The organism is Streptomyces sp. NPDC058464, assembly GCF_042721035.1.
GTDB lineage: Bacteria > Actinomycetota > Actinomycetes > Streptomycetales > Streptomycetaceae > Streptomyces.
In genome coordinates, this window is the sequence record NZ_JBHXMA010000067.1 from 18,684 (window position 1) to 40,621 (window position 21,938).

The window sequence follows — 21,938 nt, forward strand, 5'->3', positions numbered from 1 at the left end:
AACGGAGTACCGAACCACCATGGACCTGGAACTCTCGAAGAAGCGCGCACTGGTGACGGGCAGCAGCTCGGGCATCGGCAGGGCCATCGCGGTCATGCTCGCCGCGGAGGGCGCGAACGTCGTCGTCCACGGTCGCGACCGCGACCGTGCGGCGGAGACGGCGGACATGATCCGCGAGGGCGGAGCCGAGGCGGACGTCGTCCTCGGAGACCTGACGGACGAGCAGCAGACGGACGCCATCTGCCGCCAACTGGCGGAGTCCGGCGGGGTCGACATCCTGGTCAACAACGTGGGCGGCCGGTACGGAGGCTGGCAGCGCGACGAGTGGTTCGCCACTTCGCCGAACGCCTGGCTGGAGTCCTACCGGCGGAACGTGATCGCCGCCACCGTCCTCATCAACGCGCTGGTCCCCGCCATGACGCGGCGGCGCTGGGGGCGCGTCATCCAGATCAGCAGTGCGGTCGCCCTGCACCAGCCGCCCCACTTCCCCGACTACCAGGCCGCCAAGGCCGCGGAGATCAACCTCTCGCGCAGCCTGGCCAAGGCGCTCGCCGGAACGGGCGTCACGGCCAACTGCATCAGCGCCGGCATCATCGACACCCCGGACTCGGCCCCCCAGATCGCCGAGGCGGCCGCCGGTCTGGAGAGGACGGACGACGGCCGGTACGACGAACGCCGACTCGCGCTCGACGTCTTCCGGCAGTCCGTCGACCGCGTCGGCCGCCCCGACGACATCGCGGCGGCGGTGTGCTACCTCGCCGGCTCGGCAGCCGACTTCGTCACGGGCGTCAACCTCGTCGTCGACGGCGGCATCTGACCGACCGCTTGTCCGACCCGACTCAGGAGCGCAGCACATGAACGCCCTCTACCCCGACACCTCGCCCGTCTCCTCCGCCGGTGACCTCGGCGGATCGTTGATCGTCGGCGTCGGCGGCACCTTCCGGGCAGGATCGACCAGCGAGCAGGCTCTCCGGTACGCGCTGCGCGAAGCCGCCGCGGCGGGCGCCGCGACCCTGTTGCTGTCCGCCGCGGATCTCCAGCTGCCGCTGTACCAGCCGGACGCCACCCACCGGACGCCCGCCGCATTGCGACTGGTCGATGCATTGCGGCGGGCGGACGGCGTGATCATCGCATCGCCCAGCTATCACGGCGGAGTGTCCGGCCTGGTGAAGAACGCTCTGGACTACGCGGAAGACCTGAGCCCCTACGCGGAGCACCGGGGGCCGGGTGCCCGCCCGTACCTCGACGGCCGTGCCTTCGGATGCATCGCCACCGGCGCCGGCTGGCAGGCTCCCGTAGCGACCCTCGGTCAGTTGCGGTCCATCGGGCACGCGCTGCGGGCCTGGCCCACACCGCTGGGCGTCGTCATGAACTCCTCGCAGCCGTGTTTCACGCCCGACGGCGCGCCGGTCGCCCCGTACGACGAGCAACTGGCCCGACTCGCCCAGCACGTCGTCGACTTCATCCGCACACGAATGGCCCCGGTCCCCATGCCGGGCTGAACGTCCCCCGGCCGCCCCGCAGAGGGTCGCCGCCGGAGCTCGTTTTCCCGGTCGCCTGGACGTTCTTATTCCGTCTCAGCTGGACGAACCACCCGTGAGCCGGGAAGCCACCACCGTCCCGTGTCGGCGCCAAGACGTGACGCGAGGTGGCGCGGTCGAGCCCGTCCCGGACTGTGCGTCCGGCCGAAGAGGTCGCTCGGCGCGTGGCTGGCCACAGCCGTCGTCTGTGCCCTCGCGGCCCCGCGCCCCGACGTTCTCTCCCGACGGGGTTCCGCACCACGAGGGCAGGCGCAGGCCGCCCGTCACCCCGAACCGAGCAACTGCTCGGCCCAGATGGTCTTGCCGACGCGGGTGTGGCGGGTGCCCCAGCGATGGGTGAGCTGGGCGACCAGCAGGAGTCCGCGGCCGCCTTCGTCGAAGTCCCGGGCCCGGCGCAGATGAGGGCTGGTGCTGCTGCCGTCGGAGACCTCGCAGATCAGCGTCGCGTCCTTGATGAGACGAAGCCGGATGGGGCCGGTGCCGTACCGGATCGCGTTGGTCACGAGTTCGCTGACCACGAGCTCCGTGACGAACGAGGCCTCGTCCAGGCCCCACGCGGTCACCCGCTCCGTGGCCAGCCGCCTCACATCGGCCACCACGGACGGGTCACTGCGCAGGTCCCAGACGGCGAGGCAGTCGTCGTTCAGAACCCGCGGACGCGCCAGAAGCAAGACGGCGTCGTCAGTGCGTCGAGCGGGCTCCAACCGGCGCACGGTTCTGTCGCACAGCTCGTCGAGCGAGGCGGCGGGCTCCGCGAGAGTGCGGCACAGGGTCTGGACCTGCTCGTCGATGTCCTGGCCGCGCCGGTCGAGCAGGCCGTCGGTGAACAGGGCGAGCAGACTGCCTTCTGGCAGGGCCATCTCCGTCACTTCGAACGGCAGGCTCCCCAGGCCGAGCGGAGGACCGAGGGGCATGTCGACGACGGTGCTGGAGCCGTCCGGCCGAACCAGGACGGGCGCCGGATGACCGGCCCGGGCCAGTGAGCACGTGCCGGACACCGGGTCGTAGACGGCGTACAGGCAGGTGGCGCCGATATCGCCCGGGATCTCGGTGTCCTCGTCCCCACTGGCCGAATGGGACGCGAAGGACACCAGGTCGTCGAGGTGGGTGAGAAGTTCGTCGGGCGGCAGGTCGATGTCGGCCAGCACGCGTACGGCCGTACGCAGCCGTCCCATGGTCGCGGAGGCATTGACACCGTGGCCGACGACGTCTCCGACGACGAGACCCACCCGTGCGCCGGGCAGCGGGATCACGTCGAACCAGTCGCCTCCGGCCTCGGTCTCCGCGCCGGCCGGGATGTAGCGGGCGGCTGTCCGGACCGCCGCGTGCTGCTCGGGGCTCTGGAGCAGCAGATTGCGTTGGAGCCGCAGGGCGATGTCCCGCTCCCGGGCGAATCTGCGTGCGTTGTCCAGGCAGATCGCGGCCCGGGCGACCACGTCCTCGGCCACGGCCAGATCGTCGGTGTCGAACGCTTCCGGGTAGCCGGAGCACCTGACGAACACCACCAGTCCCAGGGGAGTGCCCCGGGCGGGGATCGGCACCGCGATGAGCGAATGGGCGCCCTGCTCCCGGGCCCGCGCCCCGTGGACGGGGTCCTCGGCGAGCCACCGGGCGAAGAGCGCGTCCGAGGCGTTGAGCAGCAGGGTCCGGTCCTCGGCCAGGCATTTGGCCAGGGGCGAGAAGAGGGGAAGCGTCCATGTCCCGCTGGGCGGGGAGGCGTCCTCGGGCGGAATGGCGAACGCGGACCGGAACGCCGCCTGGAACAGTTCGACGGGAGTCGAGGAGAGCACCGGCCGTGGAAGCCCGCCCTTCAGTACGGGCGGCAGGACCGCCACGCTGACCAGGCTGGCGAAGCGGGGTACGACCACGGCGGCGAGTTCTCGCGCGGTTCCCGCGATGTCGAGGCTGTTGCCGATACGCGTCCCGGCATCCGTCAGCAGTGCGAGGCGCAGCCGGGACTCGTACTGCTTCGAGTAGTCCTGGATGGACTGGCCCACTGCGCGCACCCGGCCGGTGGCGTCCACGAGGGGAAAGTAGTCGACCGCCCACGCGTGGGCCTTCTCCTCGCCCGGGAGCCGGACGAACGACTCACCGAACTGCGCCTCACCGGTCTCCGCCACCTTCAGGATCCGCTGCACTCCCAATTCGAACGTGGGTCCGGGCAGGAAATCCGATACGCGGAGACCGCGGACCTGCTCCTCGGTCAGTCCCGACCTCTCCAGCAAGGCCCGGTTGACGTGCATCACTCGCCCGTCGCAGTCATAGATCACCTGTCCGATGGGGTGCTGCTGGAACAGCGCTCTTCCCAGGCCGTCGGTGTCGCTCTCTTCGTCGGTCGCCAAGCCCGGCACGCAGGTCATCAGGAACGCGGGCACGCCGGTGGCGTCGACCAGCGGAGACAGCCGCAGCCGGAACGCGAGCGCCCTTCCGTCGCGATGACGCAGCACGTCCTGCGGGCCGACCAGATCGGACACCGGCCTGCCGGTGATCTCGGCCGGCGGGTATCCCAGGAGAGCCTCGGCTTCGCCGCTCCAGTGGGTGACGCGGCCTCGCTGATCCGTGAGCCCCGCCCCGACGCCGGATTCGGCGGGCGCCGCAGCGAGCCTGCGGATCAGATGGTCGATCGGTTCGTCGGATCCACGCATGTCACGTCCTAGGGCCTCCGAGCGGCCTGGCGAGCCCCTCCCACGATCGTATGGGCGGGAGCGGGGGGCAAGGCGAGCATGGCCGTGACCGAGGCCGCACCGGGCCCGGTACGGCCGGACGGGGATGCGCACCGGGGGAGCGGCCGTGGGCCCTGGTCTGTCGGTCAGTGGGATGTCACAGGGGCTGGTCCACGGCCTCGACCGCACTGCCGTTGCGCGAGCGCAGGGGCACCGGCGCGTGCGGGCAGCTGACGTCGAAGTCCAGCCCGCGCGCGTTCTCGTGCAGGGCCCGGTGCACCGCCACGTCCACCGCGCCGGACGCACTGCCCTGGGCGGTGGCCTGGAGACGTCGCCGGTCCGGCCCGGACACCGTGGGGTCGGCCTGGAGACGGGCGGCCAGGAAGCGCGCCTTCATGGCGGTGCGCGCGGCCGCGTCCAGGGCGGGCGAGGGAGTGGGAATGCCGAGGACCCGCCGCATGCCGGGGCTGAAGAAGGTGGTGATCATCGTGCGCCCGAGCGGCTGGAGGAGGCGCGGGAACCAACGGGTGGCGAACTGGTCGAGGATCGCGCCCACGGCGGCCTCGCCCACGGGGTTGTCCGGCCAGGACCGGTTCTCGTACTCCCGGCGGAACTCCTCCATCGCCTCGAAGCTCTCCGGAAGGGCCATGGCCTCGGGCACCGGACGCCCGTCCTCCACCGTGAACAGGGCGGCGAGCTTGGACCAGAAGAGGTGGGCCGCGATCTTCTGGTTCTCGGAGTAGCCGGGGAGCCCCAGGGAACGCACTACCCCGTCCATCATGCAGGCCTCGAAGCTGAAGAGGTAGACGTAGTCGTCCGCGTAGGAGAACGCGCCCGGGTACTTCTTGGCCCAGTGCGCGTGCAGCTTGTTGACGACCTCCGCCGACCTGCGGGTCACGGGGGAGTCCGGGCCGTGCTCGGACCAGATCGCGGTGTGGCCCGTGGTGTCGGCGACCCGCCTCTCGTCACGCTTGATGATCTTTCCGTTGCCCTCCCGGTAGACCGTCTCGGCGCCCCAGGTGGTGATCATGAAGTGCGGGAAGTTGAACGCGTACATCCAGTGACGCTGGAACTCGCTGCTCCGGTACGTGGTGGACAGGCGCCAGATCTCGGCGTAGTCCTTGTACGGATCCAGCCGCGCGATCCGCTCGGCGATCCACTTCCGGGCCGGCTCAGTGCCCTCGGCGGGGTTTGCTTTCTCGGTCATTGCTCGACCTCCACGGTCATCTGTGCGGCGGGGCCGTCCCGATGGGCCCGGGTCGCCGCGTTCAGTGCTGGAAACTTCGGTAGACGGGTCGCGCCCGACGGCGCGGTGCGGGCGGCTCAGTCCTCCTCGGGCGCGGAGGTTCTACCGCCGGCTCGCAGCAGGACCTCGACCGGGAGCGCGGTGGCGCCGGGTGCGGGAAGGAGGGCGGGGCGCAGGCGCTCGGCGTTGACCGCGACGGTGCGGATGCCGGGCGGTGGGGCCGGGAATGTGAACCCACCGCGTGCATTCGTCCGTTGGGCGTCGACGAGGCGTCCGTCCTCGTCCAGGAGCAGGACCAGCGCGCCCGCCACGGGAACACCGGAGTCGGCCGCCCGGACCAGCCCGGCGAGTGCGTCTTCGTCCGTCGGCCGCAACTCCTGGTCGGACGGGGCGGCGGTGTGGTGGGCCGCGACGGCGGTCCGCGGACGGGCCCGTCCCACGAAGAGCACCAGCACCAGAGCCACCAGGGCGCATCCGGCCGCGTAGCCGAAGACGTCTGCGATGGCGTGGCCGTAGGAGTTCCGCACCACGTCACGAACGGGGGCCGAGAGCCGGTCACCGGAGGCGACGGACGACATGGGGTCACCGATGGCCTTGAGGCCGTCGTGTTCGTAGCGGGCGAGGCGGGCGCCGAGTACCGCGCCGAGGGCGGCCACGCCGACGGCGCCGCCGAGGGAGCGGAGGAAGGTGACGGTGGAGCTCGCCGAGCCCAGGTCGGGCGGTGCCACGCGGTTCTGGACCACCAGGACGCGGTTCTGCATCATGAGCCCGATGCCGATCCCGACCAGCGCCTCGTACCCGGCGATCTGCCAGTAGGGGGTCTGCCAGCGGACGCGGCCGAGCAGGGCGAGGCCGCAGGTGAGGCAGAGACCGCCGGCGACGAGGAGACCCCGCCAGCGTCCGGTGCTGGAGATGAGCCGGCCGGAGCCGACCGAGGCCAGGAACAGGCCCGTGACCAGGGGCAGCATCATGAGACCGGCCGCCACCGGTGTCCGGCCCCGGGCCAGCTGGAAGTACTGGCTGATGAACACCGTGCCGCTGAACAGGGCCACCCCGACGAAGGCGCCGGCGAACGCGGTGAGGGTGACGGTGCGGATCCGGAAGAGCCTGAGCGGGAGGACCGGTTCACTTGCCCGGGATTCCACGGCAAGGAAGAGCAGACCGAGCAGGATGACTCCACCGAGCATGATGCCCGTCTGCCAGGACAGCCAGGGGTAGGAGTCACCGGCCAGCGTCACCCAGACCATCAGCAGACACACGGCCGACGTGATGAGGGTGGCACCGAGCCAGTCCACCCGGACCCGTCGCTTCTCCACCGGAAGCCGGAGGGTCTTCTGCAGCAGTGCCATCGACGTCAGGGCGAGCGGTACGACGAGGAAGAAGCACCAGCGCCAGCCGAGCCAGCCGGCCTGGGTGATGAGCCCGCCGACCAGCGGGCCGCACACGGTGCCCACCGCATACGTAGCGCCGAGATAGCCGCTGTAGCGGCCGCGGTCGCGGGCCGGCACGAGGGCGGCGATGATCACCTGGGCGAGGGCGGAGAGGCCGCCGGCACCGATGCCCATGACGGCCCGGCAGGCGATGAGCCAGGCGGCGGACGGGGCCAGTCCGGCGGCGGTGTTGCCGACGACGTAGAGCACCAAAGCGAGCTGCACCAGAAGCCGCTTGCTGAAGAGGTCGGAGAGCTTGCCCCACAGAGGGGTGGTGGCGGTCATCGCCAGGAGCGCGGCGGTGACGATCCAGGTGTAGGCGCTCTGGCCGCCGCCCAGGTCGGCGAGGATCGTCGGCAGCGCGGTCGAGACGATCGTCGAGGACAGGACCGCGACGAAGTAGCCGAGGAGCAGACCGGAGAGAGCCGGCACGATACCCGGGCGGGTCATCGCGTCCGGGGTCACGGGGTGCTCCTTCGGCTCGGTGCCGGGTGCGTGCTCGGCGTCTGTCATCGCCGGCTCAGCTGAGCCGGGCGAGGCGCGGGAACAGAGCCGCCGCGTTCCCGCGGTGGATGGCCGTACGGTCGTCCACCGGGAGATCGAGGGCGTCCAGTTCCCTGGTGAAGGTGAAGGCCGAACGTCCTGGCGCGTACGGCCAGTCGCTGCCGAACAGGATCCGGTCCGGTGCGGCGAAGGCGCGCAGCGCCCGCATCGTGGGGGACGCGGAGGACAGGGCCGTGTCGAAGTAGAAGCGACGCAGTTCGGTGAGGAACAGGTCCGGAGCGATCGCGGGTTCGGTCTCGCCCGGCGGGGTCAGCAGGGCGATCCGGCCCGCCGCGTAGGGCACCATGCCACCCGCGTGGGACAGGATGATCCGGATCCGGGGACACCGGACGGTCACACCGTTGCGGACCAGGTTCAGCGCCGCCCGGGTGGTGTCCAGCAGGTAGTCGGCGACGAACGGCGGTACGCCCGGCAGGGGAGGGAGGGCCGGTGCGGCGGGGTGGACGAGGACCACCGCGTCCCGGCGGTTCAGCTCCTCCATCAGCGGTTCCAGCAGGGGATCCCCGAGATAGGTGCCGCGTGTGTTGCTGAGCAGGACCACACCGTCGGCGTGCAGCGTGCCGAGGGCGTGGTCGAGTTCGGCGAGGGAGCCTTCGACGTCCGGCACCGGGAGGGTCGCGAAGAGGCCGAAGCGGCCGGGATGGTCCCGGGCGAGGTCCGCCGTGTAGTCGTTCACCCGCCGGGCCATGGCGCGGGCCTCGCGCGCGTCGCCGAAGTGGACGCCGGGGGTGGTCAGCGACACGACCGCGGTGGCGATGCCCATCTCGTCCATCGCGGCCAGGGCCCCCTCGGGCGACCAGGCCGGAATGCGCTGACCACTGGAGTAGTTCAGGCGCTCCAGGTGCTCGCGCCACAACGGCGGCACGATGTGATGATGCGTGTCGATCTTCGCGTGCTCAGACATGGCTGCCCTTGTTCTCTTCGAGTCGGTGGACCGACTGGTGCTTGAGATACGCGCTCAGGCCCTCGGGGCCGAACTCCGCGCCGAGACCGCTGTCCTTCCAGCCGCCGAAGGGTGCCGCGTGGTTGGTCCCGAAGAAGTTGACGCCGACACTTCCGGTCTCCATGCGGGTGGCGAACTCCAGCGCGTGCCCCTCGTCCGCGCCGAAGACGGCCCCGCCGAGGCCGTAACGGGAGTCGTTGGCGAGGGCGAGGGCGTCCTCCTCGTCCTCGTAGGGCAGGACGGCCAGGACCGGTCCGAAGATCTCCTCCTGGGCGATCCGCATCGCCGGATCCACGTCGGCGAAGACGGTCGGCTGGACGTAGTACCCGACGGGGAACCCGGCGGGACGGCCGCCGCCGGTCGTCGCCCGGGCGCCCTCGGCGGCGCCGACGCGCAGGTACTCCTCCACCTGTGCCCGCTGGCGCGCGGAGACCACGGGACCGAACACGGTGGCCGGGTCGGTGGGGTCGCCGAGCGGCGCGGAGCGCACCGCGTCGGTGACGATGTCGACCACCTCGGCGTACCGTGCGCGCGGTGCGAGCACCCGGGTGGCGTTGTAGCAGGTCTGCCCGGTGTTGCGCAGACAGGTCTGCAACACCCGGGCGGCGAGGACCCCGAGGTCGGCGTCGGGCAGGACGACCGCCGCGGACTTGCCGCCCAGTTCGAGCGTCACGGGCCGCAGCAGCTCACCGCAGGTGCGGGCGATGGCCCGGCCGGCCCCCGTGGACCCCGTGAACGCCACCTTGTCCACACCGGGGTGCTCCACCAGCGCCCGGCCGGTCTCGGCGCCGCCGGTCACGATGTTGACGACACCGGCCGGGAGACCCGCGGCCTCGACGGCCGAGGCGAGCACGGCGGCGTGGTACGGCGTCTCGGGTGCCGGCTTGACGACGACGGTGCAGCCGGCCAGCAGAGCGGGGGCGAGCTTGGCCACCAGGAGGTGCAGCGGGAAGTTCCAGGGGGTGATGAGAGCCGCCACGCCCACCGGTACCCGCCGGACCACCGTGCTGGCGTGCCCGGCCGGGAAGGGACGCAGGTCCTCGACGTCCAGGAGAGGGGCCAGCGAAGCCGTGTGCCGCAGCATCATGGCGGTCACGGCGGCGGCGTCCGCGGTCAGGGAGACCGGCGACCCGTTCTCCTCGGTGATGGTCCGGGCCATCTCCTCGCCGCGGGCTTCTAGTTGGGCGGCGAGCGCGAGCAGGAGCCCGGCCCGGTCGTCGGGCGTGAGGCCGCGCCACGCGGGACGTCCGAGGGCGGCGCGCGCGGCGCGCACCGCGGTGTCGACATCGCTCGCGTCCGCGTCGGCGACCTGGCCGATGACCCGCTCGGTGGCGGGGTTGACGACGTCGACGTGACGCGTGCTGTGCGCGGCGCGCCAGGCGCCGTCGGCGTAGATGCTGTGCGAGGGGAGGGGGAGCGGGTTCACGGTGCGCTTCTCTCTCGGCCGGGGCCTCGGCCCACGAGGGTGATGAGGTTCTTGAGCGGGGTGGCCATGTCGGTGACGTGCGAAGCCGGCGGTCCTTCGGTCACGGCGCCAGCAGCGGCAGTGCCGTGAAGCGCTGCCGTGCCCACAGCCGGCGTGAGGCTTCCTCCGGGTAAGGGACCACCCGGCACTCCGTGTCGAGCACCTGGACGGGACGCTGCTCGGGTTCGAAACGCGGCCAGCCCGGGTCGCCCGTCGCGGCGAAAGCCGTCCAGGTCGCGCGCAGCCGTGCGGCGAACGCCTCGGTCGCGTCGTCGGAGTCCGCGCCGATCAGCAGCTGCGCCAGCCCCGCCGTCGTGTTGCCCAGCACGAGCGGGTAGTCGGCCATGTGACAGGCCCCCAGGACACCGCCCATACCGGGCGCGCACCAGGTGAACTCGTAGGCGAACGTCCTGCCGCCGCCCGCCACCTGCGCCTCGGCGAGGCGCAGGCTCGGCATCCGGAACAGCGCGTCGGAGTGGACGAGTTCGTACAGGGTGCCCGCGTCGGCCTCGGGGAACGCCTTGCGGTAGGCCTCCTCTGCGTCGGGCCCGGGTCCCAGGGCCCGCAGCGCCTGCGTGGCCTGCTCGTCGGTGATCCGTCCGAGCAGCCCCGGCAGTGCGATGAAGATCCGGTACTCGTCGCGGGTGTGGCCGACGACGAGGTCGACGTCGCGGGCGGCACCGTTCTCCAGTGCCTGCCAGGGGTCGGCGGGGAGCACGTCGCCGTCGACGACGGGTGCGAAGGGCGTGCGGCCGGAGGCGAGCTGTCCCCAGCGCGGCCGGTGTCGTTGCCAGTCGGCAAGCAACGGGGTGAGGGCCGTGGCCAGTTCGCGGGGATCCGTGCGGGCGAGGGACGCGGCGGTGGGCGGATGGCCGAGCTCGGCGCAGAGTACCCGGGCCACGTCGGAGGCGAGTTCACGGCTGAGGAACGTGCCCGGCAGGCTCTGCACGATCGCGCGCCGGAAGAGTCCGGCGGCGCGGGGCGCGGCGAGCAGGGCGGCGACGATTCCCGCGCCGGCGGACTGGCCGAAGACGGTGACCCTGGCGGGATCGCCGCCGAACGCCGCGATGTTCTGCCGGACCCACTCCAGCGCGGCGATGGCGTCCAGCACGCCCCGGTCGGCGGGCGCGTCGTCGAGCTGGGCGAAACCCTCGATGCCCAGACGGTAGTTCAGCGTCACCACCACGACGTCGTTCTCCCGGGCCAGCCGGGCGCCGTCGTAGTCCGGCTGCGCCGCGGTCCCCTGCAGATACGCTCCGCCGTAGAACCAGACCATCACCGGCAGGGCGGCGTCCGGGTCCGGCGTGCGGGTCCAGACGTTGACGGTCAGCCAGTCGTCGCCGGGCGGATCCGTGGTCGGCGCGCTGAGTCCCGGCAGCCGGGACTGCGGGGGCGGCGGGCCGAACGACGTCGCCTCACGCACTCCGTTCCAGGGGGCCGCGGGCCGCGGCCCGGCGAAGCGGGCCGCGCCCACCGGAGGCTCGGCGTAGGGGATGCCCAGGAAGGCGGTCACCGCGTTCTCGCGGCGGCCGCGTACCGCACCGGCGGCGGCCCAGGCGTGACAGAGGTGATGCTCTTCTTCGGTAGCCATCGGAGTCTTACCTCGGGTGGGTGGGCTGGGGAGGAAGGGCGTCGGCCCGAGGTGGGGTGCGCCCGGAACTGCGGCACCCCACCTCGGCCTCGGCAGGGGCGGAGAGGTCAGACCACCGGCTGGTCCACCACGTCCGCACGCGGGGTGCGGCGCAGCGGCACCGGCTCGTGCGGGCAGGCCGAGTCGACATCGGGCATGTCGCCGTGGTCGCGCCGTACGGCGCGGTGCACCGCGACATCGACGGCGCTGTACGGGCAGAGTCCCTCGGCGGCCATACGACGCCGGCGGTCGGGAGTCGACTCGGCCGGATCGGCCTGGAGGAACCGGGAGTACAGGAAACGGGCCTTCATGACGGTGCGGGCCAGACCGCGCCAGACGGGCTTCGGTTCCGGGATCCGGTGCACGCGCAGCATCCCGGGGCTGTAGAAGACCGTGACCATGGCCTCGCCCAGCGGCCGCAGCCAGCGGGGGAACCAGCGCTCGGCGAACTGGTCGAGCACGGTGCGGGTGAGCCGGTGCCCGGGCTCGTTGTCGCCCCAGTCGCGGTTCTCGTACCCCTCGCAGAACCGCACCATCCCGTCGAAGTCGTCCGGGATGTGCGCCGCCTCCGTGATGGTGCGGTCCGTATCGACGGTCATGTGCGAGGCGATGCCGTACCAGAAGCGGTGCGCCGCGATCTTCTGCTTCTCCGGCAGGCCGGGCAGCCCCAGCGTGCGCATCGCCGAGTGCATGTTGGTCGCTTCGAAGCAGGCGACGTAGACGTAGTCCTCGGCGTGCGCGAACGCGTCCGGGTACTCCCTGGCCCAGTGCGCGTGCAGCTTGTTGATGATGTCGATCGAGGCCAGGGAGTACGGCGAGTCGGGGCCGTGCTCGCCCCAGACGAACACGTGGCCGGAGGTGTCGTCGACCCGGTCCTCACGGAAACGGAGCAGCTTGCCGCGGCCCTCCCGGTAGACGGCCTCGGCCGTGCGCCGCGGGATCGCGAAGTGCGGCATGTTGAGGGCGAACGCCCAGTTCCGAAGGAAGTTGCTGGTGCCGTACATGATCGCCAGCCGGTAGATCTCGGCGTAGTCCGCCTCGGGATCCAACTGGTCGATCCGCCGCTGGATCCACTTGCGCGAGGGCTTCGTGCTCCCGTGCAGGGGCATACCTGTGGCCATTGCTGCACCTCCGGTGAACGTCGGCACGGGCGGCTCCGCGGCGTGCCATTTTCCATACTGGCGAGTTTGGTAATTATGTCAAGGCCCCGGGAGGTAGCGTCGAGGGGATCCACGAGAATGCCCACCACACGGTGCGAAGGAGTCGGAGTTGCCAGGCGCAGCACGTCAGTCCACGGAGCCCGCCCGGCGTGGGCGCGGCCGGCCCCGCGACACCTCGAAGGACACGGAGGTGCTGAAGGCGACCCTGCGGCTCCTCGCCTCCGAGGGCGTGGCGGGGATGTCCATGGACCGGGTGGCGGCCGAGGCGGGCGTGGCGAAGGTGACGGTCTACGCCCGCTGGCGGACCAAGAACGAGCTCATCGGCGCTGCCCTGTCGCACCTGCGTGTGGAGCTGACCGGGGAGCCCACCGGCGACGTCCGCGCCGACCTGATCGCCCTGCTCACCGGGATGAGTCGCGGCTACGAGGAGGTCGGCGGCCTCGCCATCATCCTGAACTGCATGGCGACCGCGCCCGCGTCGGACGAGTTCGTCGCCATCATCCGGGAGGCGACACTGCTGCCCCGGCGGGCGAGCTTCGTCCGTGTGCTCGACGAGGGTGTCGCCGCCGGGCGGCTGCGTCCCGATGTGAACCCGGAACAGGTCACGAGCATGCTCATCGGCATGCTGTACGCCGACCATCTCGCCGGCCGCACCACCGAGCCCGACTGGGCCGAGTCGGTCGTGGACGTGGTGTTGCGGGGCATCATGGCCGGATGAACCGACGGACGGCGCGTGCCGCACGGGTGCGTGCCGTCCGTCGATGCCCGCTCCGGCTACTTCAGTGCGCGGATCGAGTGCTCCTCCACGTACTCCTTCATGCCCGCCTCGCCGAACTCCCGGCCGGTACCGCTCTGCTTGACGCCGCCGAAGGGCATGCGCAGGTCGAGGGAGTCGAAGGAGTGCGTGTTGACGAAGGTGCTGCCGGCCTCGATCCGGCGGGCCAGCGCCAGCCCGCGCTCGATGTCCGAGGTCCACACCGAGGAGCCGAGGCCGTGGTCGGAGTCGTTGGCCCACGCCACGACCTGGTCCTCGTCGTCGTACGCGATGAGCGGGACGACCGGCCCGAACTGCTCGCAGCAGCTGATGAGCGAGTCGTGCGCCGCCTCGCGCACCACGTGCGGCTGGATGTAGTACCCGTTCTCCGCCGACGCGAGCTTCCTGCCGAGCCGCAGCACCTTCGCGCCGGAGGTCCGGGTGCTCTCGACGAGGTCGTTGACCTTGTCGAACTGCGCCTTGTTGTTGAGCGGACCGAAACTGGCGTCCTCGTCCAGGCCGTGTCCGACCGCGTACCCCTCCACGCGTGCGCAGAAGGCGTCCGCGAAGGCCTCGTAGCGCGAGCGCGGTACGTAGATCCGCTTGACGGCGAAGCAGATCTGCCCGGAGCGGGTGAACACGCCCTTGAGCATGCGGTCGAGGGTCGCCTCGGTGTCGGCGTCGTCCAGGACGACGGCCGGGTCGTTGCCGCCGAGTTCCAGGGTCAGGTTCTTGATGGTGCCGGCCGCGGAGCGCATGACGTGCCGGGCCGTCTCGGTGCCGCCGGTGAAGCCGACCTTGCGCACCAGCGGGTGCGAGACCAGCGCCTCGCCGACGTCGGCGTTGCCGTGGACTACGTTGAGCACGCCCTCCGGGAGTATCCGCGCGATGCGGTGCAGGGCGAGAGTGAGCGCGGCGGGGGCGAACGGGGAGGGCTTGAGCACCAGGGTGTTGCCCGTGACGAGCGCGGGGGCGAGCTTCATCATGGTCAGCACGACCGGCATGTTCCAGGGGACGATGGCCGCCACCACGCCGCGCGGTACGCGCTCGACGCTGATGAAGCTGGTCTCGTCGTCATACCGCACCGGCTCGAAGAAACCGCCCACCAGCCCGGCGGTGTGCTGGAGCACGCCGGTGCCCAGGCCGAAGTCCGTCTGTGCCTCCCACAGCATGCCGCCGTGCTCGCGGACGAGCAGCGGGGCCAGTTCCCCGGCGGAGCCGATCAGGATGTCGGCGGCCTTGAGCAGCAGCTGCGCCCGCTCGTCGGCCGGTACCCTCCGCCAGGAGCCGAAGGCCTGGTGGGCGAGACGGACGGCGGCGTCCACGTCCTCGGGCGTGCCCACGGCGACACGGGCGACGACGTCGTCGAGCCGGCCGGGATCCCGTACCTCGGCGTACGCGCCGGTATCGGTCAGCTCATGACCGATGAGGTGTCCGACGGTCGGGGCATCTTGGCTGGTGGTCATCGGTGAGTCTCCTTCGGAGGGAAAACCGGGATGGTGGCCTGCGCGTGGAGAGGCGTGGAGAGGCGTGGAGAGGAGTGGAGAGGCGTGGATCAGGAGGAGATCCGGAAGGGTTCCGCCGTCGCCCGGCACCGGCGCAGCGGCGCCGCGGGGAATCCGACGGCTCGGAGCGCGCGGCGGTCGGGCATGCGGAAGCGGGAGACAGTGCTGCGGCGCACTGAGTGGCGCGCATCGCTCTTGACGTGCGGCCATCATCATGACGTAAATCCGGCGTGTCAATATTGTTGCGTTCGTCTTCAGAGTGAGTTGGTCCGAGTGCGGGCGGACCAGCTGCCCGTGCCGGGCCCGCACGGAGGTGCCGAGTGAAACCCCGCTCACTGGTGTTCGATCTGTTCGGCGACTATCTGCGCTACCGCGGCGGAGAGGTCCGGCTGCGCGCTCTCGTCGCGCTGATGGGCTGCTTCGACGTGCCCGAGGCCACGGTGCGCGTGGTCGTGGCGCGGATGCGCAAGGAGGGCTGGCTGCAGAGCCGGCGGGAGGGGCGCGAGACCGTCTACGCGCTCACCGCCGATGCGTGGGAGCTCCTGGACGAGGGCCGGGACCGCATCTTCAAGCGCGCCCAGGGTCCCTGGGACGGTCAGTGGCACATGGTCGTCTACTCCGTGCCGGAGGCCGAGCGGGGGCTGCGGGAGCGGTTGCGCAAGAAGCTGGCCTGGTTCGGTTTCGGGCCGCTGTCGTCGGCGATATGGCTCAGCCCGCACGACCGTACGGGCGAGGTGCTGGCGGCGTTCGCGGACTGTCCCGCCGTTCGGCTGGACACCTTCAGATCGCGCTCCGCCGGCCTGGAGGCCGACCGCGACATCGCCTCCCGTGCCTGGGACCTCAAAGTGCTGGACGAGGACTACGCCGCGTTGCTGGAGACGTACGGGGCGCGCCTCGCCCGCTACCGGGACGACGACGCGCTCACGGCGGAGGAGGCGCTGGTGGAGCGCATGCGCCTCGTCCACGACTACCGGATGTTCCCGTTCCGGGATCCCGACCTGCCTCCCGAGCTGCTGCCCGAGGGCTGGCGGGGCCGCCGGGCGCACGACATGTTCCTGGAGGCGCACGGACTGCTCAGGGCGCGGGCCGAGGAGCGCGTCGACGGGTTGCTGGAGGATGGCTGAACGCCCTCGATATGTTTCACTCTGTAGACGACCGTCTTAACAATGTCGTACGTTCATGGAGTGGCGCCGTCGCGGCGCCCCAGGAACCGACGGGGCGCCTCTTCGCCCCGCCCCCGCTTCTCTCCAGGGGAATCCCATGCGTATTGCTGTCGCGGGCGGCGGCCCGGGCGGGCTGTTCTTCGCCACCCTCATCCGCCGCGCCGACCCTTCGATCGACGTCACGGTCTTCGAACGGAACCGCGCCGAGGACACTTTCGGCTTCGGCGTCGTCTTCTCCGACCGCACCCTCGCCGCCATTCACGAGGCCGATCCGGTGCTCCGGGACGCGCTGGACGAACACGGCCGGCACTGGGACGAGATCGAGGTGCGGCTCAAGGACGAGCGGGTCCGGTGCGGAGGTAACGGCATGGCCGCGGTCGCCCGCCGCACACTGCTGACGCTCATGCAGGCGCGGGCCCGAGAGGCCGGCGCGGAGCTGCGCTTCGCCACCGAGGTGAGCCTGGACGACCTCGCCGGCTACGACCTGGTGGTCGCCGCGGACGGCACCGGCTCGCGGATCCGTGAGCGGCTCGCCGCGGACCTGGACGTGCGGGTCGAGACCGCCACCGCGAAGTTCATCTGGTTCGGCACCGACTACATGTTCGACGGGCTGACCTTCCTTCACGAGAAGGGCCCGGACGGCGTCTTCGCCGTGCACGGCTACCCGATCTCCGACTCCGTCTCCACGTTCATCGTCGAGACGGACGAGGAGTCCTGGCGTCGCGCCGGCCTCGACGGATTCGACGCCACCCAGCCGCCCGGCGTCAGCGACCAGGTCTCCAAGGAGTACCTGGAGAAGCTCTTCGCCGAGCAGATCGACGGCAGGGAACTGCTCACCAACAACTCCCGCTGGGGCAGCTTCCGCACCCGGCGGACCAGCCGCTGGCACACGCCGGCCCCGCGGCCGGTCGTCTTCCTCGGTGACGCGGTGCACACCGCCCACTTCTCCGTGGGGTCCGGGACGAAGATGGCCATGGAGGACGCCATCGCCCTCGCCCGGGCACTCACCGCCCACCCGGGTGACATCGACACGGCGCTGGCCGCCTACGAGGAGGCCGCACAGCCCTCGGTGCGGCGGATCCAGGACGCGGCACGGCCCAGCCTGGCCTGGTGGGAGCACTTCGGCCGGTACTACGACACCTTCGAACCCTGGCAGTTCGCCTACCACTTCCTCACCCGGAGCATCAGCGACGCGCGCCTCTGCCGCCGGGCCCCGGACTTCGTCGCGGGCAGCCACCGCGCCTGGCGGGACCGGTACGGCGCCGAGCCGCTGGACACCCCCTTCACGAACGCGGGCTGGACGACCCCGGCCCGGCTGGCCCGGGTCGCCCACGACGCCTCCGGCACACCGACGACGGTGGACGGAACTCCCGGCCTCACCCTCTGTGCCGACCCGGTGCCCGGCCCCTGGGGCGCACTCGTCACCGCGCCCGACACCGAGGCCGGGCTGCCCGCGGTGCGGGACCGGCTCGCCCGGCTCGCCGCACTCCCCGCACCGGAGCGGCCGGTCCTGGCCGCCGTCCACGGCGGCGTTCCGCTGACCCGGATGCTGGTATGTGAACAGGCCCGGATGCACGACGGACTCCCCGCTCTGCTGATCGACCCCGAAGCCGACCGCGACCGCGCGGTGACCACCGTCCTCTCCGGCCGCGCCGACCTCACAGGGGGCGCACGGTGACCAGCACACTCGAACCCGGGACCGTGACGGAACCGGGCGGCGCGCTGAGCCCGCTGTTCCTGCCGCGCGGCATCGCCGTCGTCGGAGCCTCCCGCAACCCCGGCAAGCTCGGCGCCGCCCTGGTCCGCTCCCTCGCCGGATTCGCGGCGTCGGGCGGGCACCTCGCCCTGGTCAACGGGCGTGACGACACCATGTACCCGTCCGTGTCGCGAGCCGCAGAGGGCGGTCCCCTCGACGTCGCGATGATCTGCGTCCCCGCGGCCTCCTGCCCCGGCGTCCTCGCCGAGACGGCCGAGGCGGGCGTACGCGCCGCCGTGGTGTGCGGGGGCGGATTCGCCGAGGCTGGGAGCACCGGCGCGGAGTACCAGCGGGAACTGGCGAACGTCGTCGCCACCACCGGCATCCGCCTGCTCGGCCCCAACACCAGCGGGTTCCTCGCCCCGCACCACGCCCTGACCGCCAGCTTCGTGCCCGGCGTGGACCGGGTCCGGCCCGGCGGGGTGGCCGTGGTCGCGGCGAGCGGCGGCGTCAACCACGCCCTGGCGTTCCTGCTCACCGAGTCCGGACACGGCGTCAGCCTGGCCGTCGGGCTGGGCAACGGCGCCGACATCACCGCGCCGGACGTCCTGGACCACCTCGCCGACGACCCGCACACGACGGCGATCGCCCTGCACGTCGAGTCGGTCGCCGACGGCCCCCGCCTGGTGGAGAGCGTCCGGCGGCTCGCGGCCCGCCGGCCCGTGGTCGCGTTGGTCGTCGGCCGGCACGACGTGGGAGCCTTCGCCGCCTCCCACACCGGGGCGCTCGCCACCTCCTGGCGCACCACCCGGGCCGCGCTGGCCCAGGCCGGTGCCGTGCTCGTGGCCGACGAACGTGAACTGGTCGACGCCGTGGGCGCGTTGGCCGTGACCCGGGCACGGCCCGCCGCCGGGCCCGGCGTGGGCGTGGTCACCGCCCAGGCCGGGCCCGGCCTGCTGCTCCTCGACGACCTCCGGGGCCGGCGCGTGCCCGTGCCCGAGCTGACGGCCGGCACCCAGGAGACGCTGGGGCGGTTGTTGCCTCCGCTCACCTTCCAGCGCAACCCCGTCGACACCGGCCGCCCCGGGCCGGAGCTCGGCCGCGTGCTGTCCGCCGTCGGCGCGGATCCCGGCGTGGCGGTCGTCGCCGGGTACGCGCTGTACGAGCCGGGCGCGGTGGACCTGGTGGCCGCGGTGCGGGAGGGCCGTACCGCCGGTGTGCCGACAGTGTTCGGCGTCGGCGGCACCGGACCGGAGGTGACCGAGGCCAGGCGGGCCCTGCTGGAGACCGGCATCGCCGTCGCCGCCGACCCGAAGGGGGTCGCCGCGGCCACCGTCGCCCTGGTGACGGACGCCCGGAACCGGCTCCTCGGCACCGCCCCGGCGACCGCCGAGGAGACACCGGCCGTGATCGAGGGCCCCTACGACGAGCACCGGGCGAAACAGCTCCTCGACCGGCTCGGGATCGCCACACCCTCGCGACGGGCCTGTGAGGACCGCGCCGCGGCGCACGCCGCGCTCACCGAACTCGGCGCTCCGGTCGCCGTCAAGATCCTGGACGCCACCGTCCTGCACAAGACCGAGATCGGCGGTGTGCACCTCGGGGTCAGGACACCCGCCGACCTGGACACCGCGCTCGACCGCCTCGATGCTGTCGGTGCCCGCCGCTACCTCGTCGAGGCCATGGCACCCGGCGGTGTCGACCTCGTCGTCGGCGCGCGCCGGGACCCAGTCTTCGGACCCGTCGTCCTCGCCGGTCTCGGGGGTACGACGGCGGAGGCGCTCGCGGACGTGAGCATCCGCCTCGCCCCGGTCACCGCCGAGGAGGCGGCGGCCATGCCGGCCGAACTCGCCGGCCGCGCCCTGCTGGACGGCTGGCGCGGCGGGCCGGTACTCGACCACGCCGCGTTCGGCCGCGTCGTCGCACGACTCGGCGCGCTGCTGGCCGCCACGCCCGCACTCGACGAGATCGAGGTGAACCCCCTGCGTCTCACCGCCCGGGGTCTGGTCGCACTCGACGCAGCGATCATCACCAAGGAGACAGCCGATGCCCAGCCCGATCTCTGACCACGTCGTCCCCTGGCCACCGGCGGTGGCCGAGCGCTATGTCGCCGAGGGCTACTGGGCGGGCACTCCCCTCGGCCACGCGCTTCGGGAGGCCGCCGCGCGGGTCCCGGACGCCCCCGCGCTGGTAGACGTGACCGGCCTGGGCGGCGCCGGACTCCGCCTGACCCACGCGGAGCTGGCCGAACGGGCCGACGCGGCCGCCGTCCGCCTCTTGGAGCTCGGCATCGCGCAGGGCGACCGGATCGTCGTCCAGCTCGGTAACGGCTGGGAGTTCGTGGTCCTCGTGCTCGCCTGTCTGCGGGCCGGCATCGTGCCCGTCATGGCGTTGCCCGCGCACCGCAGGGCCGAACTCACCTACCTCGCCACCCATGCCGAGGCGGTCGCCATCGCCGTACCCGACCGGATGCGGGACTTCGACCACCAGACGCTCGCCCACGAACTGTCCGGGCCGGTACGGGCGGAGACCGGCGCCCCCTGGCAGGTGCTGGTCGCCGGTGACGAGCTCGCGCCCGGCAGCGTCGACCTGCGTGCCCTGTGCGCCCCGGCCACGGACCCCGGTGCGGACACCGCGCGGCTGGACGCCGCCCCGCCGAACAGCCGTGACGTGGCGGTCTTCCTGCTCTCCGGGGGCACCACCGGCCTGCCCAAACTGATCGCCCGCACCCACGACGACTACCTCTACAACGCCCGGCGCAGCGCGGAACTGGCCGCCCTTGACGAGCGAAGTGCTTACCTGGTCAGCCTCCCCGCAGGCCACAACTTCGCCCTCGCCTGTCCGGGCATCCTCGGCACCCTGCTGAGCGGCGGGCGAGTCGTCACCCTTCCGTCCCCCCGGCCGGACCGCGCGTTCGCCACCATGGCCGCCGAACAGGTCACCCACACCGCCGTGGTGCCCGCCGTCGCGGCGAGCTGGCTGGAGTACGCGACCGAGCAGGGCGCGGCGGAGCTGTCGAGCCTGCGCGTCCTGCAGGCCGGCGGCGCCCGCCTCGCCGATGAACTCGCCCGCCGTGTCCGGCCGGTGCTCGGAGCGACCCTCCAGCAGGTGTTCGGCATGGCCGAGGGACTGCTCAACGTCACCCGGCTCGACGACCCCGACGACCTGCTGTGCGGTACACAGGGCCGACCGGTCTGCGAGGCGGACGAGGTGCGGATCGTCGACGAGTTCGACGTCGACGTCCCGGACGGCGGTCCCGGGCTGCTCCTCACCCGCGGGCCCTACACGCCACGCGGGTACTACCGGGCGCCCGAGCAGAACGAGCGGGCGTTCACCGCCGACGGCTGGTACCGGTCAGGCGACATCTGCCACCGGACCGCCGGGGGCTACCTCGTCGTCGAGGGCCGCGACAAGGACATGATCAACCGGGGCGGGGAGAAGATCTCGGCGGAGGAGGTCGAGAACCTCGCCTACCGGCTCGCGCAGGTCGCCCGCGCCGCGGCGGTCGCGATGCCCGATCCGGTCCTCGGCGAACGGGTGTGCCTCTACGTGGTGCTCCGGCCCCGGACCACCCTCACCCTCGTGGAGGTCAGGACGGCGATGGAAGAGGTCGGCATCGCCCGTTTCAAGCTGCCCGAACACTTGGTGATCGTGGACGAGTTGGCAGCCACGAAGGTCGGGAAGATCGACAAGAAGGCGCTCCGGGCCGACATCGCCCACCGACTGGCGTCCACGTCACCCGCGTAGCCGCCTCCGCCACGCCCCGCCGGAACCTACCCTCCGGCGGGGCTTCGCCGCCTCGACCGGCCGTGGGGCGATGCCTTGCAGGGGGCGTCGTATCGGCCAGGTGCCGGGGCGCGTCCCGCGACGTGGTGGAGGAGGTCAAGCACGTGGTGTTCCGGTTCGCGGCCCACGGCGGTCGCCGCGAAGGCGGCAGCCTGCGGGGCTCCCCGGTCAGGCGGGACGTCACCGGGTGCCCGGATGCGGCGCGTGCGCCACAGCGTGGGAGGGGGCGAGAGCAGAGGACGTTCTGCCTGGCCCGCCCGGCGGGGGGACGTCCTTCGGGACATGGGAAGCCCGTGGTGGGGGGGGGGGGGGCGCGGCCCGGGCCCCCCCCCCCCCCCCCGGGTGGGGGGGGGGGAATCACACCCCCCCGGAGCGGCGGGGGGGCGCCCCCC

At 72.2% G+C, this 21,938-nt stretch carries 15 protein-coding genes; 7 read left to right on the top strand and 8 right to left on the bottom strand.

The features are described 5' to 3' along the window. The first annotated feature begins 19 nt into the window (after positions 1-19). Together ACFWPQ_RS48000 and ACFWPQ_RS48005 are read left to right on the top strand one after the other, a co-directional pair. Positions 20-817: an SDR family NAD(P)-dependent oxidoreductase gene (locus ACFWPQ_RS48000; protein ID WP_384050458.1), complete on the top strand. Its 798-nt coding sequence runs from the start codon at positions 20-22 to the stop codon at positions 815-817. Between the two features lie 37 nt (positions 818-854). Continuing rightward, complete coding sequence (locus ACFWPQ_RS48005; RefSeq protein ID WP_384050461.1) at positions 855-1,502, top strand: NADPH-dependent FMN reductase; 648 nt, start codon at positions 855-857, stop codon at positions 1,500-1,502. A gap of 302 nt (positions 1,503-1,804) precedes the next feature. Here ACFWPQ_RS48005 and ACFWPQ_RS48010 read toward each other — a convergent pair whose 3' ends face one another. The 7 genes from ACFWPQ_RS48010 to ACFWPQ_RS48040 all read right to left on the bottom strand — a co-directional run bounded on the left by ACFWPQ_RS48010 (position 1,805) and on the right by ACFWPQ_RS48040 (position 12,603). After that, on the bottom strand, positions 1,805-4,186 hold the full coding sequence (locus tag ACFWPQ_RS48010; RefSeq protein ID WP_384050464.1) for a SpoIIE family protein phosphatase: 2,382 nt from the start codon (positions 4,184-4,186) through the stop codon (positions 1,805-1,807). Between the two features lie 175 nt (positions 4,187-4,361). Then, positions 4,362-5,411, bottom strand: coding sequence for a hypothetical protein (locus ACFWPQ_RS48015; RefSeq protein ID WP_384050467.1), 1,050 nt, complete (start codon positions 5,409-5,411; stop codon positions 4,362-4,364). A gap of 116 nt (positions 5,412-5,527) precedes the next feature. After that, entirely contained in the window at positions 5,528-7,393 is a 1,866-nt protein-coding gene (locus ACFWPQ_RS48020; protein ID WP_384050470.1) for an MFS transporter, read from the bottom strand. A gap of 7 nt (positions 7,394-7,400) precedes the next feature. After that, entirely contained in the window at positions 7,401-8,348 is a 948-nt protein-coding gene (locus tag ACFWPQ_RS48025; RefSeq protein ID WP_384050473.1) for an amidohydrolase family protein, read from the bottom strand. Next, positions 8,341-9,813 (bottom strand): aldehyde dehydrogenase, encoded by a 1,473-nt coding sequence (locus ACFWPQ_RS48030; RefSeq protein ID WP_384050476.1) that lies wholly within the window; start codon positions 9,811-9,813, stop codon positions 8,341-8,343. Before ACFWPQ_RS48030 ends, ACFWPQ_RS48025 begins: the two co-directional genes overlap by 8 nt. 100 nt (positions 9,814-9,913) lie before the next feature. Further along, complete coding sequence (locus ACFWPQ_RS48035) at positions 9,914-11,443, bottom strand: carboxylesterase/lipase family protein (RefSeq protein WP_384050479.1); 1,530 nt, start codon at positions 11,441-11,443, stop codon at positions 9,914-9,916. 107 nt (positions 11,444-11,550) lie between these two features. After that, entirely contained in the window at positions 11,551-12,603 is a 1,053-nt protein-coding gene (locus ACFWPQ_RS48040) for a hypothetical protein (RefSeq protein WP_384050482.1), read from the bottom strand. Between the two features lie 148 nt (positions 12,604-12,751). Between ACFWPQ_RS48040 and ACFWPQ_RS48045 the strand changes: the two genes are divergently transcribed. After that, positions 12,752-13,360 carry a TetR/AcrR family transcriptional regulator gene (locus tag ACFWPQ_RS48045; protein WP_384050486.1) on the top strand — a complete coding sequence of 203 codons (609 nt, stop codon included), beginning with the start codon at positions 12,752-12,754 and terminating at the stop codon, positions 13,358-13,360. Positions 13,361-13,416: 56 nt separating this feature from the next. On the opposite strand, the gene ACFWPQ_RS48050 is transcribed toward ACFWPQ_RS48045, so the two are convergent. Further along, positions 13,417-14,862, bottom strand: a complete 1,446-nt coding sequence (locus tag ACFWPQ_RS48050; RefSeq protein WP_384050489.1) for an aldehyde dehydrogenase family protein — start codon at positions 14,860-14,862, stop codon at positions 13,417-13,419. Between the two features lie 359 nt (positions 14,863-15,221). On the opposite strand from ACFWPQ_RS48050, the gene ACFWPQ_RS48055 reads away from it, so the two are divergent. The 4 genes from ACFWPQ_RS48055 (at position 15,222) to ACFWPQ_RS48070 (ending at position 21,507) form a co-directional block, all read left to right on the top strand. After that, positions 15,222-16,025, top strand: coding sequence for a PaaX family transcriptional regulator C-terminal domain-containing protein (locus tag ACFWPQ_RS48055; protein WP_384050492.1), 804 nt, complete (start codon positions 15,222-15,224; stop codon positions 16,023-16,025). A gap of 136 nt (positions 16,026-16,161) precedes the next feature. After that, positions 16,162-17,742 (top strand): FAD-dependent monooxygenase, encoded by a 1,581-nt coding sequence (locus ACFWPQ_RS48060; protein ID WP_384050495.1) that lies wholly within the window; start codon positions 16,162-16,164, stop codon positions 17,740-17,742. Continuing rightward, a complete protein-coding gene (locus tag ACFWPQ_RS48065) occupies positions 17,739-19,826 on the top strand; it encodes an acetate--CoA ligase family protein (protein WP_384050498.1) in 2,088 nt (695 codons plus the stop codon). Before ACFWPQ_RS48060 ends, ACFWPQ_RS48065 begins: the two co-directional genes overlap by 4 nt. After that, entirely contained in the window at positions 19,807-21,507 is a 1,701-nt protein-coding gene (locus ACFWPQ_RS48070) for a (2,3-dihydroxybenzoyl)adenylate synthase (protein ID WP_384050502.1), read from the top strand. The genes ACFWPQ_RS48065 and ACFWPQ_RS48070 overlap by 20 nt, the downstream gene beginning before the upstream one ends. The last annotated feature ends 431 nt before the right edge of the window (positions 21,508-21,938 follow it).

Coding starts and splice junctions, on each gene's coding strand:
- ACFWPQ_RS48000 (WP_384050458.1), top strand. CDS start 20: ATGGACCTGGAACTCTCGAAGAAGCGCGCACTGGTGACGGGCAGCAGC.
- ACFWPQ_RS48005 (WP_384050461.1), top strand. CDS start 855: ATGAACGCCCTCTACCCCGACACCTCGCCCGTCTCCTCCGCCGGTGAC.
- ACFWPQ_RS48010 (WP_384050464.1), bottom strand. CDS start 4,186: ATGCGTGGATCCGACGAACCGATCGACCATCTGATCCGCAGGCTCGCT.
- ACFWPQ_RS48015 (WP_384050467.1), bottom strand. CDS start 5,411: ATGACCGAGAAAGCAAACCCCGCCGAGGGCACTGAGCCGGCCCGGAAG.
- ACFWPQ_RS48020 (WP_384050470.1), bottom strand. CDS start 7,393: ATGACAGACGCCGAGCACGCACCCGGCACCGAGCCGAAGGAGCACCCC.
- ACFWPQ_RS48025 (WP_384050473.1), bottom strand. CDS start 8,348: ATGTCTGAGCACGCGAAGATCGACACGCATCATCACATCGTGCCGCCG.
- ACFWPQ_RS48035 (WP_384050479.1), bottom strand. CDS start 11,443: ATGGCTACCGAAGAAGAGCATCACCTCTGTCACGCCTGGGCCGCCGCC.
- ACFWPQ_RS48040 (WP_384050482.1), bottom strand. CDS start 12,603: ATGGCCACAGGTATGCCCCTGCACGGGAGCACGAAGCCCTCGCGCAAG.
- ACFWPQ_RS48050 (WP_384050489.1), bottom strand. CDS start 14,862: ATGACCACCAGCCAAGATGCCCCGACCGTCGGACACCTCATCGGTCAT.
- ACFWPQ_RS48060 (WP_384050495.1), top strand. CDS start 16,162: ATGCGTATTGCTGTCGCGGGCGGCGGCCCGGGCGGGCTGTTCTTCGCC.
- ACFWPQ_RS48070 (WP_384050502.1), top strand. CDS start 19,807: ATGCCCAGCCCGATCTCTGACCACGTCGTCCCCTGGCCACCGGCGGTG.